The sequence below is a fragment of the Silvimonas sp. JCM 19000 genome, assembly GCF_054652575.1.
In genome coordinates this window covers 74336-95231 of record NZ_BAAIHC010000004.1, presented here as the reverse complement: position 1 = coordinate 95231, position 20896 = coordinate 74336, and the positions used below count along the sequence as shown (strand labels likewise).

Genomic DNA, 20896 nt, shown 5'->3' with positions numbered 1-20896 from the left:
ACTCGGAGCCTGGTCAAATTTGCCGCCGAACTCATGTCCTATCCCCTACCCCGCGCTGCCCTGTTTGATATGGATGGCCTGATGCTCGATACCGAGCGCATTGCCATCGAATGCTGGACCAAAGCCGCCGCCGCGCTGCATCTACCGCTGGCCGAGCACGTGCCCTATGGCATGGTCGGCATGCATATGAGCAAAGTCAAAGCGTATCTGGAAACCCAGCTCGAAGACGGCGCCCCGGTCGACGCCCTGATCGCCGCCACGCACCAACATTACCTGCAGCGCACCCAATCAGCCATTCCGCACCGTCCCGGTGTGCTGGATTTGCTGCACTGGCTGCGCGAACAAGGCTTGCCCTGCGCGGTGGCGACGTCCACCAAACGCGAACTGGCCGAGCATCATCTGCAACTGGCGGGTTTGTGGGACTTTTTTGAATTTGCCGTTTGCGGTGATGACATCGAGCATCCCAAACCCGCACCCGACATCTATCTGAAAGCGGTACAGCGCTTTGGCTTGCAGCCCGCCGAATGCGTGGTATTTGAAGATTCGATTGTGGGCGTGCGCGCCGCGCACAGCGCGGGCTGCCGCGTCATTATGGTTCCGGATATGAGCACGCCCGATGCCGCAATCAAAGCGCTGGATATTCCAATTCTGGATACGCTGACGCAAGCACGCGACCACGTGCAGCAATGGCTGGGCAGCGCCGCCCGCTAAAACCCACGGAGCCGTAATGAGCACACGCAAGCGCTGGATCAAACATCTGCAACAGCAAATCGAACAGATTGATGTGGCCCAGCAGCAGGTGCGGCAACACGGCGGCGTGGAAGATCTGCATCAGTTACGCATACAGCTGCGCAGCGTGCGCATCCAGTTGTTGCCGGTGGCGCGGTATGGCGCCTTGCATACGACGCGGGCGGCCCTGTCGCAAATCAGCGCGGCCAGCAATCTGCTGCGCGATCGCGATGTGATGCTGGAACTGGTCGCCGGCTGGCCCGCGCCCTATGCGCAAGAAGCGCGGCAATTGATCGAGGGCCGCGCGCCGGATCTGCGCGCCGCGCGCACAGCCTTACTGCCGCGCGACTGGACCACGCAAATCAGCGCGCTGCCGCACACTTTGCGCCACGACGTGCCGTCTGGCGCCGCGCTGCAACGCAAAATCCGCCAGACCGCGCGCCAATTCCGGCGCAAGGCACGCGGTGAACTACGCGCGCTGGTGCCAGGCTGCCCGGCCGCCTGCTGGCATCGCACGCGCATTACGCTAAAGAAAGTGCGTTATCTACACGAAGAACTGGGCGACTGGTTGCCCCGGCGCTGGCAGCGCTTGAGCAAGCAAGCCAAGCCGGCGCAAGATGCGCTCGGTCATCTGCATGATCTGGATGTATTGCAACAGCATTACGGCGCTTCGTTTTCTGCAGCGCTGAACCAGCATTGGCAAGGTCAGCGCGCCGCCGCGCTGGCCGCCGCCGAGATTGCCGCCACACGGGTACTGCGTGCCTTGCACGGCGGTAAAACCCGCAAGGCGATACGGGAGAATCAGGCATGAGCAGCGACTATCAACGCGCCGTCGCACTGGCCGCACTGGCCGATGACCAAAGTTTGTTGGTTGAGCTGATCGGGGTATTTCTGGCCGATGTGCCGCTACGCCTCAGCCGTTTGCAAGACGCCCACGCCGCTGGCGATCTGGCGACGGTGGCGCAGCAAGCCCACGCGCTGAAAGGCGAATGTGGCACGCTGGCCGCAACAGTCACGGTGGGCCATCTGCGTACGCTGGAACTGGCAGCGCGCAGCGGCGACGGCAGCGCCGCCAGCGCCGCGTGGCCAGCGGCCATCAACAGCGTGCAAGCCCTGCTCACCGACCTTAAAGCCGAACACGACCTCCTGGCATAGGGTGGGTCAAGACCCACCACCCAGCGATATACCCGGTCGCTCGCTGCGCGATGCGATCCGGCAACGATTCATGCCCAGCCCCGGCCCCTGCTCCACCGCCCTTACACGCCAAACGCTTTCAATATCTTGGGGCCCAGTTTGACCCGCGCTTTGTCGTAATCGGCCCATGGGTCGTGTTGCAAGGTGGCCAAGCGCTGCGGCACGTTATGGATGGTCCAGAAGCTGGCGCTGGTCAGCGTGGGCAATTCATCCCAACTGATGGGGGTGGCCACGCCAGCTTGTTCGCGCGCCCGCGTGGAATAGGCCGCCACTGCAGTCGCGCCACGCGCGTTGCGCAAATAATCGATAAAGATTTTGCCGTTGCGTTTGGCCTTGCTCATGGTGGCAATAAAGCGCTCGGGAATCTGCTGCGCCAGATGCGTCGCTACCGCTTTGCTGAAATCCTTGACGGTATCCCATTCCGGGCCCGGCTTGAGCGGCACTTCCACATGCAAACCCTTGCCGCCGGTGGTCTTGAGAAAGACACCCAGCCCCACATCCTGCAGCAGCCCGCGCAGCAATTGCGCCGCCTCCACCACCTGCTGCCAGCTCACATCGGGCGCCGGGTCCAGGTCAAAGATAATCCGGTCCGGTTGTTCCAGCGCCTTTTGCGTGGCGCCCCAGGTATGCAGTTCCAGCACGCCCGATTGCACTAACTGGATCACTGCGGTGATGTCGTTGGCCAGCATATAGGTCGACGTACCGCTCTCATCCTTGATCTGCACCGGCTGCAGGCCTTCGGGCATGGTGTCGGTCAAATGCTTCTGGAAAAAACACGCATGCGCCGCGCCCTGCGGGCAACGCACCAGCGTCAAAGGGCGGCCTTTGAGTTGCGGCACCACCCAGTCGGCCACTTGCGCGTAATAGCGGGCGACATCGACTTTGGTATCGCCGGTGCCGGGAAAAACAATGCGGGTGGGATGGCTGATGCGTACGCCGCCCACCTCTGCGTCCTCGGTGCTACGTTTGGGTTTGGGGCTGGCTTTGCTGGCAGCCTCCTCTGCGCTCGCCGCTGCCACTGCACGTTCCGGCACCACTTGCTGGGCCGGTTTGTCCTGGCGCAGGCCTAAAAACGCGGCCTGGCGCAGGCGCTTTTCATCGGTCCATTCGGCAAAGCGGATTTCCGCAACTTGCTCCGGTTTTACCCAGTGCACATGGGCGCGTTCGCGTGGCGGCACGTCTTCGACAAAGGGCGAGCTCTTTTGCTCGGCAGCGGCCAGCGTTTTGCCCAGGCTTTGCAAGGTGGCGTCATCAAACCCCGTCCCCACCCGCCCGGCGTAATGCAACAAGCCATCGTCACCGTAGGTACCCAGCAACAAAGCACCAAAGCCCAGCCGACTGCCCGCCGGATTGGTGTAGCCGCCAATAACAAACTCCTGGCGCTGCTGGCATTTCAGCTTGAGCCAGTCCCGATTGCGCTTTTCCTGGTACACCGAGTCGACGCGCTTGAACATCAGCCCTTCCAGGCCGTGGAGGCAGGCGTGGGTGAAGGCGTCGTGCAGATCGGCCTGCAGATGGTCGCTAAAGCGCACCTCGGCGTTTTCCGGTAGGTCCTTCAGCAAGCGGGCCAGTTTCTTTTTGCGCTGGACCAGCGGTTGCAAGCGCAGATCGGCATTGTTCAAAAACGGAATATCAAACAGGTAATACAGCAGTCGCGCCGTGGGTTTGGACGGGGGGTCGGCAAAGGCATTCTGCAGCGCCTGAAAACTCATGCTGCCATCGGCCTGGATGGCCACCACCTCGCCATCCAGCCAGCCATTCTGCAGCGGCAACTGTGCCAGTTGCTCCGGCAGGCGGCCCATGCGGCTGGTCCAGTCTTTGCCGTTGCGGCTGAACATACGCACCTGTCCGTCTTCGATATGCGTCAGCATGCGGTAGCCATCAAACTTGATCTCGGCCAGCCATGCCTCGGTATCGCCCGGCACGCTGTTGACCAGCGTGGCCAGTTGCGGTTCGAGGATCTCGGGCAGCGTGGATTTGCGTCTGGATTTTTTAGCGACAGCGGTGTCTGCGCCAGCGGCGGGCGCGGCGTCTTCCGGCGTTACCACGCGTGCTTTGGACTGATTGGTTTTGGTCAATTGCGAGCGCTTGGGCGGCGGTCCGTCAATTTCATCAATCAAGCGGCCACTGATCACCGATTGCGTCAGCTGATCAGTGACGTCTGCGTTTTTGCCCGCGGCAGCCGTGGCGTCATGGCCTTTGACCAGCAGCCAGTTGTCGGCGTCATCACGCTCGTCCGGCCGATGATGCATGCGCACCAACGCCCATTCGCCCTGCAGCTTTTCGCCTTCGAGCTTGAAGCGCAGATGGCCTTTCTGATAACCGCGTTGCGGGTCTTCCAGCGGCTGCCATACGCCGCGATCCCACACCATCACCTTGCCGGCACCGTACTGATGCGGCGGAATCACGCCTTCAAAATCGCCGTAGGCCAGCGGATGGTCTTCTACATGCACGGCCAGACGTTTTACGCTCGGATCAAGGCTGGGGCCTTTGGGCACGGCCCAGCTTTTGAACACGCCATCCAGTTCCAACCGGAAGTCGTAATGCAGGCGGGTGGCGTCGTGTTTCTGAATTACATAATGCAGTACTGCGCCCGAACGCCCGGCTTTGCCGCCGGGCTCCGAGGTGATATTGAAATCGCGTTTGGCGCGATAGCGAGTGAGGCTCATGGCAGTCTCCTGCGCGCTTAAGCCGCCTTGCGCCGGGTGCTGGCTGTGGCGGTTTTGCGCTGGGTGGCTGGTTGGGCGGTGGATTTGCTTTTGCTGGCGGCCGCAGGCGTTTTGCTGGCGCCGCGCGGTGCGGGCTGCGCCACCGGTTTTGCCTGCGGTTTGGCGGCCGGTTTGGCGGCCGGTTTCGCCGCTGGTTTGGCGGCAGGCCTGGCACTGGCTTTACTGGCTGCGGCGGTTTTGCTTGATGCCGCCGCGCGGGGTTTGCTGGCACTGGCGGGGGCCGCTTTGCTGGCACGGGCTGTTTTGCGCGGCGCGGCCGTGGCGACGGCCAACTCGTCCGCATCATCGTTATCGGCCACATCGGCCTCAGCGCGTTGCAACTTGCCGGCCTTGCCCTTGGCCGTGGGCAGACTCTTTTTCAGCAAGGCCATCAGATCGAGCACATTGGCTGAACCCGGCACCGGTTGTTCTTCATCATCCATCGGCGCGTTGACGGTATGCGTCTGGCGCGCCTTGATTTTGCGGTCAATCAGCTTGAGCAAGTCAGCCCGGTACTGATCGTGATACTGGTCCGGGTGCCAGTCATCCGACATCCCCTCCACCAGTTGCACCGCCATATCCACTTCTTTGGCGCTCAGGCCAGGCTTGATGGCGGCTTGCGGCAAGCCCAGCTCGTCCACTTCCTTGATCTCTTCGGGGTAACGCAAGGTGTTGAGCACCAGGGCATCGCCCACGGCAGCCACCACGGCCAGATGTTGCTTTACCCGGATCACGATTTGCGCCACGCCCACCTTGCCGGATTTCTTCAGCGCCTCGCGCAGCAAACCGTAGACTTTTTCACCGCGTTTACCTGGCGACAGGTAATACGGCTTTTCAAAATAAACCGGATCAATTTCGTCCTGATCCACAAAAGCCAGCAGGTCGATGGTCTGCGTGGCTTTAACGTTGGCGTGTTTAAAGTCCTCATCGCCCAGCGCCACATATTCACCGGGCTGATATTCGTAGCCCTTGATGATGTCGGCCCAGGTCACTTCTTTGCCGGTCGTTTTATTGACGCGCTTGTAGCCCACTTTGGAGAAGTCGCGTTTATCCAGCAAAGTAAGATCGAGCTCATCCGGCGATTCAGCCGAATTAAGCGAAACCGGTATAAAGATCAGCCCGAAGCTGATCGCGCCTGACCACAGTGCGCGTGCCATAGTCGTTCTCCTGCCATTGAACGCTTAGCGTGCCGGGCAGCTCGGGCCCGCGCTATCAGCCAGCCGCCAGGACGCGGTATCAAATTAGCGCCGCCTTGTGCAGGCTCATCCCTACGTGTTTGTAAGAAGCAAAAGTTTTAGCTCGCGACTATTGCAAGGCCTTACGGCGGCTGGGGCTAAATTCCTACGTGCATATCGGGTGGCAACCGCCTCAGACCGGCCGCCAGCGGGGTTAAGCTGGTAGCCATTGTCAGCGCCGGGAGCGCCCTCATGGACAAGGATGTACGAGCTGATCGCAGCCAGTTTGGTCAATTGACGCCGCTGGACGTGGCCTTACAGGAACAGGCGCTACCGCGCCGTTGGGCCCAGACTGATCTGGCGGTCGAGTTACTGGCCGACGGTCTGCGCCTGGACGAAATCGTGCGCCGGCTGCGTGATGTGTTCATGCCGGGCACGCTCAAAGACGAAGTCCAGATGCTGTCGGCGCATGACACGGCTTTGCGCCGGTTTGAATCATTGCGCTACCAGGCGGAGCGCGGGCAATTGAGCGCCGCCCAACGCGAAGAACTGGCAGCTTATGCACAGACGGCTAGTCTGGAAACACGCAACGAAATCGCAGCCGCATTGGCCGGAGCGCCCCCGGGTAGTTCCGATGTCAATATCGGCTGAATGGACTGCCAACCACCAAGGAGCTGGATATGACGACACCGAACATCGATTTTGACCGCATCCGCAATCAACTCGACGCGTGGGAAATCGAAATCAATCGCCAGTTGCACGACCCGTCCCCGGACGAGTTCCAGCAAGAAATGCGGCGCCGCCATGGCCCGCAGATTGCCATCTGGATTGATGAACTGGAACAAAAGCGCGACACGCTGCAAGTGCGTGGCGGCCAACCGCAACCGGCGCCGGAAGACCAGCTGTCGCCGCCGAACTTGAAAGACCCGGGCGATGCGGTGGCGGTGGCGGATATCTATTCCACCATCGGCTATCTGCGCAGCCAGATCGGGGTGCATTAAGGCGTACCGCTGCACGAATAACGTGGGACGGCCTCAGCCCGCGCCGCATAGGGTGGGTCAAGACCCACCATTCAAAGCCACTGGAGAAGAACGCACACTTTGCGTTTTATTCACTGGCTTTGAGTGGTGGGTCTCGACCCACCCTATGCGTTTGATGCACTTTCTTTTACGGGTAGCACAGCCCGCGTGGTATGGGGTGGGTCTGGACCCACCATTCAAAGGCTCTGGAGAAGAACGCACATCTTTGCGTTTTATTCGCTGGCTTTGAGTGGTGGGTCTAGACCCACCCTATGCGTTTGATGCACTTTCTTTTACGGGTAGCGCAGCCCGCGCCGTATAGGGTGGGTCTGGACCCACCATTCAAAGGCTCCGGAGAAGAATGCACATCTTCGCGTTTTATTCGCTGGCTTTGAGTGGTGGGTCTAGACCCACCCTATGCGTTTGATGCACTTTCTTTTACGGGTAGCACAGCCCGCGCGGCATAGGGTGGGTCTGGACCCACCATTCAAAGCCTCTGGAGAAAAACGCACACTTTGCGTTTTATTCACTGGCTTTGAGTGGTGGGTCTCGACCCACCCTATGCGTTTGGGGTTACGGGTGGGTCATGTCGATGGGGACGACCCATTCGTCAAACTGGGCTTCGGTGAGGTGCCCCAGCGCCAGCGCCGATTGCTTGAGCGTCAGGCCTTCGTGATGCGCTTTCTTGGCTATCTGCGCCGCTTTGTCATAGCCGATATGGCGGTTGAGCGCAGTCACCAACATCAGATTCTTGTCCAGATTGGCGGCGATCACGTCCAGATCCGGCTCTATGCCCACCGCGCAGTGGTCGTTGAAAGCCAGCATGGCGTCGCTCAGCAACTCGATGCTTTCCAGCACGTTATGCACCATCACCGGCTTGTATACGTTGAGCTGGAAATTACCCTGACTCCCGGCAAACGCCACCGCTGCATCGTTACCAAAGACCTGCACGCACACCATGGTCAGCGCTTCGCACTGGGTGGGGTTAACCTTGCCCGGCATGATGGACGAACCGGGTTCGTTTTCCGGAATCCGCAATTCGCCGATACCACAGCGCGGACCGCTGGCCAGCCAGCGCACGTCATTGGCCAGCTTCATCAAGCCGCCCGCCAGCGTGCGCAACGCGGCCGAGGTTTGTACCAGCGCATCGTGCGCAGACAGCGCAAAAAACTTGTCCGGGGCGGCGCGGAAAGGATGGCCGGTCAGCTCAGCAATACGGCGTGCGGCGGTATCACCAAACTGTGGATGCGCATTGAGCCCGGTGCCCACCGCCGTGCCGCCAATGGCTAGATCATATAAACCGGGCAAAGCCACCTCGACACCGTGACGATTGAATGCCAGTTGCGCCACCCACGCGCCGATTTCCTGGCCCAGCGTAACCGGCGTTGCATCCTGCAAATGAGTGCGCCCGGTTTTGACGATATGCGCATAAGCCGCCGCTTTGCTCGCCAGCGTGCCGTGCAAGGTTGCAATCGCCGGTAACAAGCGCCGCTGGATTTCCGCCACCACGGCAATATGCATGGCGGTGGGAAAGGTATCGTTGGAAGACTGCCCGCGATTGACGTGATCGTTAGGGTGCACCGGCGTTTTGCTGCCCAGGGTGCCGCCAGCCAGTTCGATGGCTCGATTGGAGATCACCTCGTTGGCATTCATGTTGGACTGCGTGCCCGAGCCGGTCTGAAACACCACCAGTGGAAAATGCGCATCAAGCTGGCCGTCGATCACTTCATCGGCCGCACGCACAATCAACTGCGCCACTTCGGCTGGCAACTCGCCGAGTTCGGCATTGGCCTGCGCCGCCGCTTTTTTCAGCACACCCAAGGCACGGATTACCGGCCGCTGCCACTGAAAACGCGATACACCGATGGGGAAATTGCCCACCGAGCGCTGCGTTTGCGCGCCCCAGTAACGATCCGATGCGACCGCAATCGCGCCCATGGAATCCGTTTCTTGCCGCGTGCCGCTCATGCCACTCTCCGGTTGGGGTTGTCAGCTGATTAAGTCAGCCGTGGCGGGGACAGGTTCAACGTTCTTGCAGATGCAACTGCCGCCGCCATTTTTTGGTGGGACGGCCTTTGATCTGCGGATGGTCAAAGGTCGGTTCCATTGATTTCTGCAAAGCCGCTTCTTCGCGCTTGATCACGCTGTCGGCGGTTTCGGCATACAAGGCGCGTGCGATTTCGGCCGGGCCGCGCTTGTCCGAAACGCCCAGCACTTCCACCTCAAACAGACCGTGGTCGGTGCGTATCTTGAGCATATCGCCCGCTTTGACATCGCGTGCCGGCTTGGGCCGTGCCCCGTTCAATTCCACATGGCCTGCCACCACCGCATCGCTGGCCAGCGAGCGCGTCTTGAAAAAGCGCGCCGCCCACAGCCATTTGTCGATGCGGACCTTATGGTCATCCTGATTAAACTCGCCCTGCTTCATTGCCTGCCTTCCATACGGTTATTGCTCCGGCACGATCATGGAACGGGTCGCGCGTTGCCGGACAAAATGTTCATAGTCTTTACGTCGCCGCGCCATTTCTTCGGGCGGCACCCAGACTTCTATGGCCTGCAGATAGCTCGGCTGCGCCGCAATCTTCTGCAATGCCTTGTCGATATCAGCGATGGCCTTGCGTCCCCATTCGTTTTTGCCGCAAGCCACATAGGCGGTCAAAAATGCCGGTGCACCTTTGATCGGCACCGCCACCAGATCGGGCGCGACCTGGCCGGTGCGCTGTTGGTAGACCAGTACTTGCGGGTATTCCAGCGTGTAATCAAGCCGCTTCAGCAGCAGCATGCGAAACAGGCTTTCGGACTGATTGACCACGGCCATCGGTTTCATGCCGAGGTTGTCCGGGCTAGCCAGCAGTTTATCGATGTCGTCGCCAAACGAACGCGACATCTGATAATTGCCCAGCAAGCGCCGGTCGTGCAGCAGTTGCGGCAAATCCACGCCATCGCGCCATTGTGGATGCGCCTGCAGCGTGTCTTTGCGCATCACCACCTGTACCGGCGGCGAGACCCCGGCCGCGGTCATGGTGGTGGTGGCCAGGCGGTCCGCATTGGCCAGTGCCGAGGCGTAGCACAAGTGCGTGCCGCCGCGCATTTCGGCAAAGATACGGCCCGGCACCATATTCACCACGTGGTGCTCGTATTGCGGCAGCCCTTGCTGCAGCAGGCGGACCATATTGTCGCCCATGCCCGAGCCCAGCTGAGTGACCTCGACGTTGCTGTGATCCTGCAGGATATATAACGGCGGCCAGTCAAAAATAGCCCAGGTGATGCGATCCCTGGCCTGCACGCTCAACATGGACAGCATTAACAACAGCCCCAGCCATACACGGGTTTGATGCATGATTCAGCGCTCCAGCGGGTGCGAACGCAGGCAGGATCGATCGCTGGTTAAACAGCCGGTTTTATTTTTGATAATCATAGTTCGAGCTTACAACACATGCGCGTGGTTTGACCCTTGGGGCTTAACCGTAAGGCGGCACTTGCCGGACGGCCGTAGAAGCTGATACAACACGTGTTCGCCCTGCCCGGCCCTGCTGGCGTGATCCGCCTGCATGGCCCTCCCCGCGAACCACCCATCGCATACCGGGGCGACGGCCATCAAGACGCAATCCTGTTTTGGCGGCCAGGCTGTCCTCACCCGGCTGGCAGCGCCGCGTTGCGTTTGCGCGCAACCTTTTTGATATCCACGTCTGCGTTCCGCCCTGCCCCAGCGCAACCGGACCAGACTGCAAGCAAGCTGCCCCCATGACTACGACCACTACTGCCTCTACCGCGCTGCCCTGGTCGGCCGCGCATCGCCCGCTTAACCGCCGCGATATCCAGACCCTGACGCTGTCCGCCCTTGGCGGTGCGCTCGAATTCTACGACTTTGTCGTGTTTGTCTTTTTTGCGGCCGTGATTGGCGGCCTGTTTTTTCCGGCGGCCATGCCGGACTGGCTAAAGCTGCTGCAGACCTTCGGCATCTTTGCCGCCGGTTACCTGGCCCGGCCCCTGGGCGGCATCATCATTGCCCACTTTGGCGACAAGCTCGGCCGCAAGCGCATGTTTACGCTGTCGATTTTCATGATGGCGCTGCCCACCTTGTTTATGGGCCTGCTGCCCACCTACGCCACGCTGGGCGTAATGGCACCGATCCTGCTGCTGATTTTGCGCGTGCTACAAGGTGCGGCCATCGGTGGCGAAGTGCCGGGTGCATGGGTGTTTGTTTCTGAACACGTGCCGCCAACCCGCACCGGCCTGGCCGTCGGCTCGCTCACTGCGGGGCTGACCTTTGGCATTTTGCTGGGCGCGCTGATTGCCACGGTCATCAACACGCATTTCTCCAAAGCCGAAATCGCCGATTACGCCTGGCGTATCCCGTTTATTCTCGGTGGCGTGTTTGGTCTGGTGGCGGTGTACCTGCGCCGCTTTCTGGAAGAAACGCCGATCTTTAAAGAGCTACATCAGCGCAAAGAACTGGCGCGTGATCTGCCGCTGGGCCAGATCGTTAAAAACCATATCGGCGGCACCATCCAGGCCATGTTGCTGACCTGGGTGCTGTCGGCGGCGATTGTGGTGGTGATTCTGTTTACTCCGACCTGGCTGCAAAAAGTGCATGGCATTGCGCCCGCACTGTCGCTGCAAGCCAATAGCCTGGCGACCTTGTGTCTGACCTTGGGCTGCGTGGTATTTGGCATGGCAGCGGATAAATTCGGTGGCCGCATTACCCTGGCGGTGGGTAGCCTCGGGCTGCTGATTACCAGCTATATGTTCTATTTCAGCCTGCCCGCCGCCCCGGCCACGCTGATGGTTAATTACGCGCTGGCGGGCTTTTTTGTGGGCGTAGTCGGCGTGGTGCCGTACCTGATCGTGCGTGCCTACCCGGCCGCGATCCGCTTTAGCGGCGTGTCGTTCAGCTATAACGTCGCTTATGCGATTTTTGGTGGCCTGACGCCGGTGGCCCTGACGTGGTGGATGAAGCAAGATGCGCAAGCGCCCGCGCATTATGTCGGCGCTCTGTGCTTGCTGGGACTGGTGCTGGCGCTGGCGCCACAACCACGGCGCCACTGACAGTCAGCGGGTGGGGCTCAGCGTCCCACCCTATTGAGCGGCGCTGTCCGCCAGTTTGCGCAGCACGCGCGATGCCGCCACAAAACCAAAGGTGCCGGTCACCACGGTGACCGCGCCAAAGCCGCCTTCGCAATCCAGCCGCACCGGGCTATCGCCCACCGCCGGTTTGGTGGCGCACACGCTGCCATCGGTTTGCGGATACACCAGCGGCTCGGTCGAATACACGCATTCCACGCCAAACTTCTTGCCCGGTTTGGCAAAGCCGTAATCCTTGCGCAGGATATTGCGCACCTTGGCCGCCAGCGGGTCTTGCGTGGTGCGCGACAAATCATCCACCTTGATCTGCGTCGGATCGGTCTGGCCGCCCGCGCCGCCGGTGGTGATCAGCGGAATCTTGCGACGACGGCACCAGTTGATAATGGCCGCCTTGGTCTTCACGCTATCAATCGCATCGACCACATAGTCATAACCGCGGCCCAGCATCTCTTCCAGATTGTCGCTGGTGACAAAGTCTTCAATCTGATGGACCACACATTCAGGGTTGATGGCCAGAATGCGCTCGGCGGTGGCCTCGACCTTCATGCGGCCAAACTGGCCCGCCAAAGCCGGTAACTGGCGGTTGGTGTTGGACACGCAGATATCGTCCAGATCAATCAAAGTAATCTGGCCGATACCCGAACGCGCCAACGCCTCCGCCACCCACGAACCGACGCCACCAATCCCGATCACGCACACATGCGCCTGGCCAAACCGCGCCAATGCCGCCGTGCCATACAAACGCGCAATGCCGCCAAAGCGGCGATCGTAACTGGTATCCATAGCGGTCGATTCCGGGGGTTGGAAAGAATGGCGGTGTGCCGCAGCACACCGCGCGGTGACGGGCGCAACTTAGATCTGTTCAGCCCACAGATCGTGTTCGTCGGCATCGGTGATGCGGACTTTCACGAAATCACCCACCTTCACATCAGCGCTGGGGTCGAAATAAACAAGGCCGTCAATCTCGGGCGCATCGGCGTACGAACGCGCCACGGCGCCTTCTTCGTCAATCTCATCAACCAGCACCGTCATTTCGCGACCCACGCGCGCTTGCAAGCGCGCTGCAGAAATTGCCGCCTGCTTTTCCATAAAGCGCTGCTTGCGCTCTTCCGCCACGTCCGCCGGCACATGGTCCGGTAGATCGTTGGCGGTGGCGCCTTCCACCGGCGAATAGGTGAAACAGCCCACGCGGTCGAGTTGCGCTTCGTCGAGGAAATCGAGCAATTCCTGGAATTCGGCTTCGGTTTCGCCGGGGAAACCAACAATAAACGTCGAGCGAATGACCAGATCGGGGCAAATCTCGCGCCAGGCCTTGATGCGCGACAGCACATTGGCCGAGCTGGCCGGGCGCTTCATCAATTTAAGAATGCGTTGGCTGGCGTGCTGGAACGGAATATCCAGATACGGCAACACCTTGCCTTCGGCCATCAGCGGGATGATTTCGTCCACGTGCGGATACGGATAAACGTAATGCAGACGCGTCCACACACCCAGCTTGCCCAGCTCCACCGCCAGTTCGGTCATGCGGGTTTTAACCGGACGGCCTTCGTGGAAACCGGTCTTGTATTTAACGTCGACGCCATAGGCGCTGGTGTCTTGCGAAATCACCAGCAATTCTTTAACGCCCGATTTAACCAGGTTTTCCGCCTCGCGCAGCACTTCGTGCACCGGACGGCTGACCAGATCACCACGCATCGACGGGATGATGCAGAACGTGCAGCGATGATTACAGCCTTCCGAAATCTTGACGTAGGCGTAATGCTTGGGGGTCAGTTTGATACCGGCTGCGGGCACCAGATCCACAAACGGATCATGCGGCTTGGGCAGATGCGTGTGGATTTGCGTCATCACTTCGTCTTTGGCATGCGGACCAGTCACGGCCAGCACTTTGGGATGCACGCCACGAATCAGATCGCCATCACCCTTCGCGCCCAGACAGCCCGTAACGATGACCTTGCCGTTTTCCGCCAGCGCCTCGCCAATCGCATCCAGCGATTCCTGCACCGCCGAATCGATAAAACCACAGGTGTTGACCACGACCATGTCGGCATCGTCATACGAGGCCGAAATCAGATAACCCTCGGCGCGCAGCTGGGTCAGAATCTGTTCGGAATCAACCAATGCCTTGGGGCAGCCTAGCGAGACAAAACCAACTTTTGGGGCGTTCATGAATGCTCTCCAGCAGGGCTGTAGCTGGAGGCCACGACCCGAATTCGCAAAACAAAACGCGCGAGTATACAGGTATTTACGTTTCTTCGACCCTCGGCGGGCTACGGGTGGCTGCGCCGCGCGTCTGATTGACGGGGCCGGGTGCGGGGCAGCCGAGCCGCAGCGGATTCTGGACAACAGTCTGACATTGCGCGATGAGGGGCTTGCAGATGGCGCCTAACTGATGCAACGGGAGTGGGGGCCAGTTGTCGGATCGGGCCATCGCCCTGCCCGACGGCCCGATCCCTACTCGCCCACGGCAAGACAAATGCACTAACATCAGAAAGCCACAAGTCTGCTTCAAGTCAGACATTCTTGCTCAGATCTTCGTCTTTTCTTTGCTGGAGTTCGATCATGAGCCTTATTGTCCGATCCGCATTGGTGCTTTCTTTTGCAATTGCCGCTCTTCCCGCTCAGGCCAGTTCGCTTTACAGCTCGGTGTCGCTCAACTGGACCTTTACGCCCGATCTGACGCTCACATCGACGACGGTACCCTACATCTTGCATGACGACGCCACGCTGGCACTGGCACCCGTGATTACCGATACGGACGACAGGTCGACATTCGAAATGAGCTTTGCCGCAGACCCCGACCAAGGCTCCCTCTCGATACTGCAGACCGGCGTCCCCGGCCCGGCTTCCGTGAGCTACGTTCAATTTTTACAAGAACTACATACCAACGGCATTGCCGGGCAGATTACTTTTCACTATGACGTTGTGGCTTATGCAGACGCGTCGCTTAACATTCCGGGCAGAGTGGTTAGCCAACCCGAGTTATCACTTGCTGTGCTCAATAGCACTACTACGCTGGACACCCCGCTATATGGCTATTCGCAACCCGGCTACGTCGATATCAGGCTGTCTGCCCCGTTTTACGGTGAGTTCCTGGAGTCTGCGGGTACGTTCACGTTCAACCTGCCCGCTTTCAATACCGACGGGACAGACAAGTTTGTTTTACACGCTAACGCCAACACTCAGCTTTGGGCAGCGCCAATACCGGAGCCAGAAACGTGGGCGTTGATGGGGCTGGGCCTTGCGGGGATCATCGCCCGCGCGCGCCGAGGGCGGAAAAATAGCGCTTGAGAGAGAGCAAGTCGGTACCGGCGCGTCGGCTGATTGACACGACCGGCGCGACCGGTGCGCCGAAAACCCAGCGCCGAGTAACGCACCGGCCCAATGCGGTGACATCTCATACCAACGGGACGCGAGACTCGGGTGTAACCACACCCGCCCTCCCCCAATCACACCACATGCAGACTTCCCCCCATCTGCTCATGCCCACTGCCACAAAACACATCGCATAAAAACGGCACCTCCCCCGCTGGCAGCGCGGGCAGGTTTATGCGTGCGGTCTGGCCGGGGATGATGTCGGTGCGCAGGTGCAGGCTGGGTAAGGCGAAGCCCATCAAAACATCGGTGACTGTCAGTTCGATGATGGCGGGCTGGTTGGCGGCGATTTCCAGGGTCTCGGGCGTATAGGTAAAGCGGCGGGCGGCGATGCGGTAGACCTTGGGCGCGGGCGCTTCGGCCCACGCGCCGTTAAAGCCGTAACCGATCAGCACCAGGCCCGCGGCACGCGTCAGCAATTGGCGTCGGGACAGCATGATCAGGCTCCTTGCAGCGGGAATTCAGTCAGCGCCGCGGCGCGGCCTTTGGCTTCGGCCACGCGGCGATATCCCAGGCCTTTGTAGGGCGCGCTAGCATCCCACGCCACCGGCGTACGTTTGGGCTGCGAGCCTGGCGCGGGCAGCGCAAACATCAGCCCGTGTGCGGCGTGATGCGCGATGTGGCCGGTCATCTGGTGATGTTCCTGATGGATGTGGCCATAAAACACGGTGACGTCGGCATACGGTTCCAGCAATGCCAGCGCCTGCGCGCCATCGGCGGTAGCCCAATCCCAACTGGGATAAAGATCAAACAGCGGGCGATGGGTAAATACGATGATGCGAGCGTCTTTGGCTTGCGTGGCCAGATCGGCTTGCAGCCATTGCAATTGCGCGGCGCCGATGCTGGCATGCGGATCGCTGACATTATCCAGCGCAATAAAATGCACGCCTTTGTGATCAAAGCTGTAATGCGTGGCGCCAAAAAACTCCTGATAAGCCGCGCCGTTGTCGAGCGAGGCATCGTGTTCGCCCGGCATGTAATGCACCACGGGTACAGTCAGGGTGGCGGCCAGGGCTTTAAATTGTTTTAGTCGTTGGCGCCGCTCGGCGGGGTCATCGCTGATATGGGTTAAATCGCCGGTAAACACCACAAAATCAGGCGGTGGATTAAGCCCGTTAACCGCGGTAATGGTTTTAGGAAAAGTGCCGGCCGAATCGGGATTAATGGCCGCGCCTTTAAAGCCCCAATGCGTATCGGATAACTGCACAAAATAAAAGTCCGCGCTGGCCGCATTATCCGGTGTGCTGGCACAGCCGGTCACCCAGACCACGCCGCCTGCCCCTGCCAATTGTAGAAACAAGCGCCGATTGATTGCGTTTTGCATGATCATCACCTTTGCAGTAGCAGAGCCGGTTGCCCTGATGTGATAACCGTGCCGCGCAAAAAATATTCCTCGACTGCTGAAATAAAAACGCAGTCGCCGCGGTTTACACAGCATGAAGCCCTTTATGCCCCCGTCCGCGCCGTTTAATGCCGCCCAACAAAAAGCCCGCTTTGAACAGCTGGCGCTGCCGCATTTACACAGTGCGTGGCAACTGGCGCGTTGGCTGGCGCGCAATGACGCGCAGGCGCAAGAGGTGGTGCAAGAGGCATGGCTGCGCGCATGGCGCTACTTTGCCGGCTTTGATGGCACGGTGGATGAGGCGCGCGCCTGGTTACTGACCATCGTGCGCCATGCGTTTTACGACAGCGTGGCGGCCCGGCCGCCGACGGATTTACTGGATGAAGAAGGCAGCGAAGCCATCGACTGGACGTTTAACCCCGAGCTGCTGGCCGAACGCGCCGACGCCCGGCGCACGCTGGAAAGCGCAATGCGCCAGTTGCCGCTGGCATATCGAGAAATGCTGGTGCTGCGCGAACTGGCGGGCTGTAGCTACGAGGAAATCGCCAGCATGACCGGCCTGGCGCCCGGCACGGTGATGTCGCGGCTGGCCCGCGCCCGCGCCAGGCTGGCGCAAATTCTGCAAGGAACAACGCGATGAATCACGCTCAGGTGCAAGCGCGTTTGTCTGCTCTGCTCGACCAGGCGCTCCCTGCCGCCGAGGTCGCTGTACTCGAAGAGCATCTGGCCAGTTGTGCCGAATGCCGCCAGGCACTGGCAGCCCAGCGCGCGTTGCAGACGTGGGTGCAACGCGATGCCCCACAATCCCTGCCACCCGGCCTGGCGCGACAGTTATCCGAACAACTGGCCAGCCCGCCCTTGATCGACCTCGACAGCGCCAAGGCCGCCGCGCCCCGCCCGCGCCAGTCCGGCCGTCGCTGGTGGATGTGGCCCGGCCTGGCCAGCCTGGGCGGCGCAGTAGCCGGCGGCGTGCTGGTTTTGCTATTGCTGCCGCATGCCCCGGATAGCCAAACCCAGGTAGCGCAAGAAGTGTTCGCCAGCCACATCCGCGCCTTGCAGGCCGATCATTTGTCCGATGTGGTTAGCACGGATCAGCACACGGTCAAGCCGTGGTTTGCCGGCAAACTGGATTTCTCGCCGCCAGTACATGACCTGGCAGCGCAAGGTTTTCCCCTGGCGGGCGGGCGGCTGGATTATCTGCAGCAACGACCAGTGGCTGCGTTGGTTTATCGCCACCAATTGCACGTGATCAATGTGTTTGTCTGGCCAGCCGCGACAGCAAGCAATACTGCGCCGCATTTGTTACTGCAACAGGGCTATCAAATGGTGGCCTGGCAGCAGGAAGGCATGAATTGCTGGGCTGTTTCCGATTTGAATGGCGCGGAATTACAGAAGTTTGCCAGCTTGCTGCAACAGCACTAATGCGTGGCGGGTGCCTAGGCGCATCAGACGCGGCAGGGCAATTGCATCCATTGCAACACGCCATGCCAGAACGCTGTCGCGGCTTGTTCAAGGGCGGGTCCATATTGCCGCCCTGCCGCACGTAAAGTTGCGATATCGATCCCTGCGTGGGCCAATTCACCCGCATTAGCCACGTACCAGCGTTCCAGATATGCCGAGATTACTTCCGGATGAAACTGCAAGCCTAATGCGTAATGCCCCAGACTGAATGCCTGCTGCGGATAAGCATGGCTTGCCGCCAGATGCGCCGCGCCTGCCGGCAAATCAAAAGTATCACCATGCCAATGAAACACCGGCAAATCGGGTTGGATCAAAGCGGCAAGCGCCGGGCATTGCGCGCTGTCCGCGCCCGGCAATAAGGGCGCCCAGCCTATCTCTTTGCCATTAGCACCCGGATAAACCCTGGCCCCCAGCGCGGCCGCCATTAGCTGCGCGCCCAGGCAGAAACCCAGCACCGGCTTTTGCTGTTGCAAACGCGCGTGGATAAAGTCGATTTCCGCCTGCAGAAATGGAAACGTCGCCGCTTCATAAACCCCGATCGGCCCGCCCGCCACAATCAATAAATCCGCGGCCATGGGATCCAGCGCACTGAAATCGGTGCTGCAGGCATCCAGCGTCTGCAGCGTATACCCTGCTTGCGCCAACACCGGCCCTAGCGTGCCAGCGTCTTCAAAAGCGATATGGGTGAGCAATTGCGCGGTCGGCATAAGATATCCAGAAAAGTAAAAGGAGTGACGTAAATCAGTGAGCGGCAGGCTTCCACCACATGCCGACCGAATGCGGTGCGGTCAGCGCAAAACCTGACTGCGCATATAAACGATGCGCCTCGCCATCGGCAATCAAACTGACGTAGGCGCTGGCGGGCGCATGGTCGTTCAGATATTGCATGATCTGCGCCATGATCAACTTGCCCAGACCCTGGCCCTGATGCTGCGGCAATACGCAGATATCGACCACCTGATAAAAGCAGCCGCCATCGCCGATTACCCGGCCCATGCCCACCGGCGCACCCTGATGCAGAATCTGCACGGCAAATAAACTGTTGGGCAAACCGCGCGCGGCGGCTACGGTCGATTTGGCACTCAAGCCGCATTGCTGGCGCAATGCGCGATAGGTTTCGGGCGACGGTGTTTCGAGCAGGATGGTATAGGGCATAGGATCAGGAAATTGCGTGACGGGACTATGAGTCTGCGTGACCGGCAGCGCGTGGATCAAGCCACTTGTGGCGGATAATTTTAGCGAGCAAAAGGTTGCGCCTCAAAAACGTATGTGGGCAAGACCACGCCCGTCACTAATGGCTGGCCCGTTCCCTGCTGAAACGCCCAATTCACCAAGGTGTCGCAACGCAAAGTGCCCGGAAAAAATTGCTCGAATTTTTTGATACCTATGGGCCCGCGATAGATTGGCGCGAAATGCATCGCGATCTTTTTGAGTTCCGGCGTGTAAATTGCCAACCGCGATAAGCCAACTTGCAAAATCAGACGACGAATATGGATCTACGCGATCTGGAATCGGTTCATTTTCCATAAGAAACTGGAAAACTAAATTCGACGCAACATTCTGCTCTATATCTTTGTCGACCTGACCAAATAGCGTGGTCGTATCAAGTATCAACTGCTGTTTCAGTTCAATCGAATCAGATCGATTCAGGATAGCCTGCAGGTGAGGCGCCTGATCTGCGGAAAGACTGGATAGCGCAATCCGGAAACCGGACTGAGCAATCATATCGGGGCTTAACAATTTTCTGGCTTCGACCGAATCCAGCACTGCATAGGCCGAATCCTGCGGCAGCATCCTTAACACGGACGCCAATGCCATCTGCAGTACTGCGGCATCGGGTTCGGTTAATACTGTTGCGGAAAGAAAATTTTCAATTTCCAGTTTGGCGCGATCAATTTCCGGCAGCCTGTCGCCAAACAACGCTATCCTGGACGATCCAACGGTATCCAGATCCGGCGCGGCCGGGAAGGCATCGACCAGCCAAGCCCGCTCAAGAACAGTGATGAGCCTTTCTCTAATCTCCGGTTGAGCCGCTTTATAGGCCTCCATTAATTCAAGCCGCAATTCAATGGGTGCCAACGCCGAAAGTAAATCGAGTACATATCCTTGCTGATCCATCTGCCCATATCTGGATGCTTGCAGCAAAGCAGATGCCTTTTGCAAACGTGGAATTGATGTGTCAAACATGAATATTTGCATCGCAATATCACGCTCCATATCCGGGAGCGCAAGTGCGGCAAGGATTCGATCCAGTATCGACGAATTGGCCTTGGTCTTTGTCGCCGCACCCGAAATCGATATCTCATAGTAATCGGGAAGTGCCGCCCGGAGCTCAGCATCGGTGAAATGCCCATTCATTGTTACCGACGGGGTCGCCACTCTCGCCGGCTGGTCGTCTGCTTCAGCAAAATAATGGATAAGAAGAATTCCGCCGATAACAAAAGCAATCAACGCCATTGAAAAAATCGCCAGGATTCTCATCACCATGCCCTGCGGCTGATCCTGCGGCGATGGCCACAGGTACAGCTTGCAGGCTAGCCAATGAACACCGGCGTAACGAGGTAAATAATCATATTTACCTTTTATTTTTGGTATTAGCAGTGCGGCGATTCTTGCTGATTTCGATTTGATAAAGCTTTTACTGCCAATTGCGAAAATAGCGCGAAAAAATACGCCGTGCTGCGGCGTGCGCCTGGGCCTTCACCAGCCAGCGCCAGCGCGGTCGCGCGCCAAGGCGGTGATGTGGCCCGCGCGCACTCGGACAAGTCCGCCCGCGCCGTTACAGATCCGTGATGACCCATGCACGGG

General features: G+C 59.5%; 21 protein-coding genes. 9 read left to right on the top strand and 12 right to left on the bottom strand.

Going from position 1 to position 20896, the window contains the following annotated elements:
• Positions 1–33 precede the first annotated feature (33 nt).
• The 3 genes from ACYQ1A_RS05545 to ACYQ1A_RS05535 are packed head-to-tail and all read left to right on the top strand — an operon-like array spanning position 34 to position 1884.
• Positions 34–711 carry an HAD family hydrolase gene (locus ACYQ1A_RS05545; RefSeq protein WP_499360890.1) on the top strand — a complete coding sequence of 226 codons (678 nt, stop codon included), beginning with the start codon at positions 34–36 and terminating at the stop codon, positions 709–711.
• 16 nt (positions 712–727) lie between these two features.
• A complete protein-coding gene (locus ACYQ1A_RS05540; protein WP_499360888.1) occupies positions 728–1540 on the top strand; it encodes a CHAD domain-containing protein in 813 nt (270 codons plus the stop codon).
• Positions 1537–1884: an Hpt domain-containing protein gene (locus tag ACYQ1A_RS05535; RefSeq protein WP_499360887.1), complete on the top strand. Its 348-nt coding sequence runs from the start codon at positions 1537–1539 to the stop codon at positions 1882–1884. Before ACYQ1A_RS05540 ends, ACYQ1A_RS05535 begins: the two co-directional genes overlap by 4 nt.
• 101 nt (positions 1885–1985) lie before the next feature.
• Here ACYQ1A_RS05535 and ligD read toward each other — a convergent pair whose 3' ends face one another.
• Together ligD and ku are read right to left on the bottom strand one after the other, a co-directional pair.
• Positions 1986–4592: a DNA ligase D gene (gene ligD / locus ACYQ1A_RS05530; RefSeq protein WP_499360884.1), complete on the bottom strand. Its 2607-nt coding sequence runs from the start codon at positions 4590–4592 to the stop codon at positions 1986–1988.
• Between the two features lie 17 nt (positions 4593–4609).
• Positions 4610–5788 (bottom strand): non-homologous end joining protein Ku, encoded by a 1179-nt coding sequence (gene ku, locus ACYQ1A_RS05525; protein WP_499360882.1) that lies wholly within the window; start codon positions 5786–5788, stop codon positions 4610–4612.
• 270 nt (positions 5789–6058) lie between these two features.
• Here ku and ACYQ1A_RS05520 point away from each other — a divergent pair, with 270 nt between their 5' ends.
• Together ACYQ1A_RS05520 and ACYQ1A_RS05515 are read left to right on the top strand one after the other, a co-directional pair.
• Entirely contained in the window at positions 6059–6457 is a 399-nt protein-coding gene (locus ACYQ1A_RS05520) for a hypothetical protein (RefSeq protein ID WP_499360879.1), read from the top strand.
• A 29-nt stretch (positions 6458–6486) separates the two neighbouring features.
• Positions 6487–6807, top strand: coding sequence for a hypothetical protein (locus ACYQ1A_RS05515; protein ID WP_053936550.1), 321 nt, complete (start codon positions 6487–6489; stop codon positions 6805–6807).
• Positions 6808–7398: 591 nt separating this feature from the next.
• Here ACYQ1A_RS05515 and fumC read toward each other — a convergent pair.
• Genes fumC through ACYQ1A_RS05500 form a run of 3 tightly spaced genes read right to left on the bottom strand, consistent with a single transcriptional unit; the run spans position 7399 to position 10165 of the window.
• Positions 7399–8793 (bottom strand): class II fumarate hydratase, encoded by a 1395-nt coding sequence (fumC, locus tag ACYQ1A_RS05510; RefSeq protein ID WP_499360877.1) that lies wholly within the window; start codon positions 8791–8793, stop codon positions 7399–7401.
• Between the two features lie 55 nt (positions 8794–8848).
• The gene (locus ACYQ1A_RS05505; RefSeq protein WP_499360875.1) at positions 8849–9253 is read right to left on the bottom strand and encodes an RNA-binding S4 domain-containing protein; all 405 of its coding nucleotides are present in this window, start codon (positions 9251–9253) and stop codon (positions 8849–8851) included.
• Positions 9254–9271: 18 nt separating this feature from the next.
• Entirely contained in the window at positions 9272–10165 is an 894-nt protein-coding gene (locus tag ACYQ1A_RS05500) for a TIGR02285 family protein (protein ID WP_499360873.1), read from the bottom strand.
• A gap of 404 nt (positions 10166–10569) precedes the next feature.
• Here ACYQ1A_RS05500 and ACYQ1A_RS05495 point away from each other — a divergent pair, with 404 nt between their 5' ends.
• Positions 10570–11874, top strand: a complete 1305-nt coding sequence (locus ACYQ1A_RS05495; RefSeq protein WP_499360870.1) for an MFS transporter — start codon at positions 10570–10572, stop codon at positions 11872–11874.
• Between the two features lie 30 nt (positions 11875–11904).
• Here the strand turns inward: ACYQ1A_RS05495 and tcdA are convergent, their stop codons facing one another.
• Both tcdA and rimO read right to left on the bottom strand, forming a co-directional pair.
• Complete coding sequence (tcdA, locus tag ACYQ1A_RS05490) at positions 11905–12693, bottom strand: tRNA cyclic N6-threonylcarbamoyladenosine(37) synthase TcdA (RefSeq protein WP_499360868.1); 789 nt, start codon at positions 12691–12693, stop codon at positions 11905–11907.
• 69 nt (positions 12694–12762) lie between these two features.
• Positions 12763–14079 carry a 30S ribosomal protein S12 methylthiotransferase RimO gene (rimO, locus tag ACYQ1A_RS05485; protein WP_499360867.1) on the bottom strand — a complete coding sequence of 439 codons (1317 nt, stop codon included), beginning with the start codon at positions 14077–14079 and terminating at the stop codon, positions 12763–12765.
• Positions 14080–14472: 393 nt separating this feature from the next.
• On the opposite strand from rimO, the gene ACYQ1A_RS05480 reads away from it, so the two are divergent.
• Entirely contained in the window at positions 14473–15201 is a 729-nt protein-coding gene (locus ACYQ1A_RS05480) for a PEP-CTERM sorting domain-containing protein (RefSeq protein ID WP_499360865.1), read from the top strand.
• A gap of 158 nt (positions 15202–15359) precedes the next feature.
• On the opposite strand, the gene ACYQ1A_RS05475 is transcribed toward ACYQ1A_RS05480, so the two are convergent.
• Both ACYQ1A_RS05475 and ACYQ1A_RS05470 read right to left on the bottom strand, forming a co-directional pair.
• Positions 15360–15722 (bottom strand): cupredoxin domain-containing protein, encoded by a 363-nt coding sequence (locus ACYQ1A_RS05475; RefSeq protein ID WP_499360863.1) that lies wholly within the window; start codon positions 15720–15722, stop codon positions 15360–15362.
• A gap of 2 nt (positions 15723–15724) precedes the next feature.
• On the bottom strand, positions 15725–16609 hold the full coding sequence (locus tag ACYQ1A_RS05470) for a metallophosphoesterase family protein (protein WP_499360861.1): 885 nt from the start codon (positions 16607–16609) through the stop codon (positions 15725–15727).
• 124 nt (positions 16610–16733) lie between these two features.
• Here ACYQ1A_RS05470 and ACYQ1A_RS05465 point away from each other — a divergent pair, with 124 nt between their 5' ends.
• Positions 16734–17267 (top strand): sigma-70 family RNA polymerase sigma factor, encoded by a 534-nt coding sequence (locus ACYQ1A_RS05465; protein ID WP_499360860.1) that lies wholly within the window; start codon positions 16734–16736, stop codon positions 17265–17267.
• Entirely contained in the window at positions 17264–18049 is a 786-nt protein-coding gene (locus ACYQ1A_RS05460; RefSeq protein ID WP_499360858.1) for an anti-sigma factor family protein, read from the top strand. The genes ACYQ1A_RS05465 and ACYQ1A_RS05460 overlap by 4 nt, the downstream gene beginning before the upstream one ends.
• Before the next feature lie 23 nt (positions 18050–18072).
• On the opposite strand, the gene ACYQ1A_RS05455 is transcribed toward ACYQ1A_RS05460, so the two are convergent.
• From ACYQ1A_RS05455 to ACYQ1A_RS05445, 3 genes are all read right to left on the bottom strand, one after another.
• On the bottom strand, positions 18073–18795 hold the full coding sequence (locus ACYQ1A_RS05455) for a glutamine amidotransferase (protein ID WP_499360856.1): 723 nt from the start codon (positions 18793–18795) through the stop codon (positions 18073–18075).
• Positions 18796–18829: 34 nt separating this feature from the next.
• Complete coding sequence (locus tag ACYQ1A_RS05450) at positions 18830–19243, bottom strand: GNAT family N-acetyltransferase (protein ID WP_062225411.1); 414 nt, start codon at positions 19241–19243, stop codon at positions 18830–18832.
• A gap of 102 nt (positions 19244–19345) precedes the next feature.
• The gene (locus tag ACYQ1A_RS05445; protein WP_499360854.1) at positions 19346–20575 is read right to left on the bottom strand and encodes a hypothetical protein; all 1230 of its coding nucleotides are present in this window, start codon (positions 20573–20575) and stop codon (positions 19346–19348) included.
• Positions 20576–20896: the final 321 nt, after the last annotated feature.

What these genes read in the sequence shown, in the direction of transcription:
- ACYQ1A_RS05545 (WP_499360890.1), top strand. Translation starts at nt 34, where the DNA reads ATGTCCTATCCCCTACCCCGCGCTGCCCTGTTTGATATGGATGGCCTG.
- ACYQ1A_RS05540 (WP_499360888.1), top strand. Translation starts at nt 728, where the DNA reads ATGAGCACACGCAAGCGCTGGATCAAACATCTGCAACAGCAAATCGAA.
- ACYQ1A_RS05535 (WP_499360887.1), top strand. Translation starts at nt 1,537, where the DNA reads ATGAGCAGCGACTATCAACGCGCCGTCGCACTGGCCGCACTGGCCGAT.
- ligD (WP_499360884.1), bottom strand. Translation starts at nt 4,592, where the DNA reads ATGAGCCTCACTCGCTATCGCGCCAAACGCGATTTCAATATCACCTCG.
- ku (WP_499360882.1), bottom strand. Translation starts at nt 5,788, where the DNA reads ATGGCACGCGCACTGTGGTCAGGCGCGATCAGCTTCGGGCTGATCTTT.
- ACYQ1A_RS05520 (WP_499360879.1), top strand. Translation starts at nt 6,059, where the DNA reads ATGGACAAGGATGTACGAGCTGATCGCAGCCAGTTTGGTCAATTGACG.
- ACYQ1A_RS05515 (WP_053936550.1), top strand. Translation starts at nt 6,487, where the DNA reads ATGACGACACCGAACATCGATTTTGACCGCATCCGCAATCAACTCGAC.
- fumC (WP_499360877.1), bottom strand. Translation starts at nt 8,793, where the DNA reads ATGAGCGGCACGCGGCAAGAAACGGATTCCATGGGCGCGATTGCGGTC.
- ACYQ1A_RS05505 (WP_499360875.1), bottom strand. Translation starts at nt 9,253, where the DNA reads ATGAAGCAGGGCGAGTTTAATCAGGATGACCATAAGGTCCGCATCGAC.
- ACYQ1A_RS05500 (WP_499360873.1), bottom strand. Translation starts at nt 10,165, where the DNA reads ATGCATCAAACCCGTGTATGGCTGGGGCTGTTGTTAATGCTGTCCATG.
- ACYQ1A_RS05495 (WP_499360870.1), top strand. Translation starts at nt 10,570, where the DNA reads ATGACTACGACCACTACTGCCTCTACCGCGCTGCCCTGGTCGGCCGCG.
- tcdA (WP_499360868.1), bottom strand. Translation starts at nt 12,693, where the DNA reads ATGGATACCAGTTACGATCGCCGCTTTGGCGGCATTGCGCGTTTGTAT.
- rimO (WP_499360867.1), bottom strand. Translation starts at nt 14,079, where the DNA reads ATGAACGCCCCAAAAGTTGGTTTTGTCTCGCTAGGCTGCCCCAAGGCA.
- ACYQ1A_RS05480 (WP_499360865.1), top strand. Translation starts at nt 14,473, where the DNA reads ATGAGCCTTATTGTCCGATCCGCATTGGTGCTTTCTTTTGCAATTGCC.
- ACYQ1A_RS05475 (WP_499360863.1), bottom strand. Translation starts at nt 15,722, where the DNA reads ATGCTGTCCCGACGCCAATTGCTGACGCGTGCCGCGGGCCTGGTGCTG.
- ACYQ1A_RS05470 (WP_499360861.1), bottom strand. Translation starts at nt 16,609, where the DNA reads ATGCAAAACGCAATCAATCGGCGCTTGTTTCTACAATTGGCAGGGGCA.
- ACYQ1A_RS05465 (WP_499360860.1), top strand. Translation starts at nt 16,734, where the DNA reads ATGCCCCCGTCCGCGCCGTTTAATGCCGCCCAACAAAAAGCCCGCTTT.
- ACYQ1A_RS05460 (WP_499360858.1), top strand. Translation starts at nt 17,264, where the DNA reads ATGAATCACGCTCAGGTGCAAGCGCGTTTGTCTGCTCTGCTCGACCAG.
- ACYQ1A_RS05455 (WP_499360856.1), bottom strand. Translation starts at nt 18,795, where the DNA reads ATGCCGACCGCGCAATTGCTCACCCATATCGCTTTTGAAGACGCTGGC.
- ACYQ1A_RS05450 (WP_062225411.1), bottom strand. Translation starts at nt 19,243, where the DNA reads ATGCCCTATACCATCCTGCTCGAAACACCGTCGCCCGAAACCTATCGC.
- ACYQ1A_RS05445 (WP_499360854.1), bottom strand. Translation starts at nt 20,575, where the DNA reads ATGGTGATGAGAATCCTGGCGATTTTTTCAATGGCGTTGATTGCTTTT.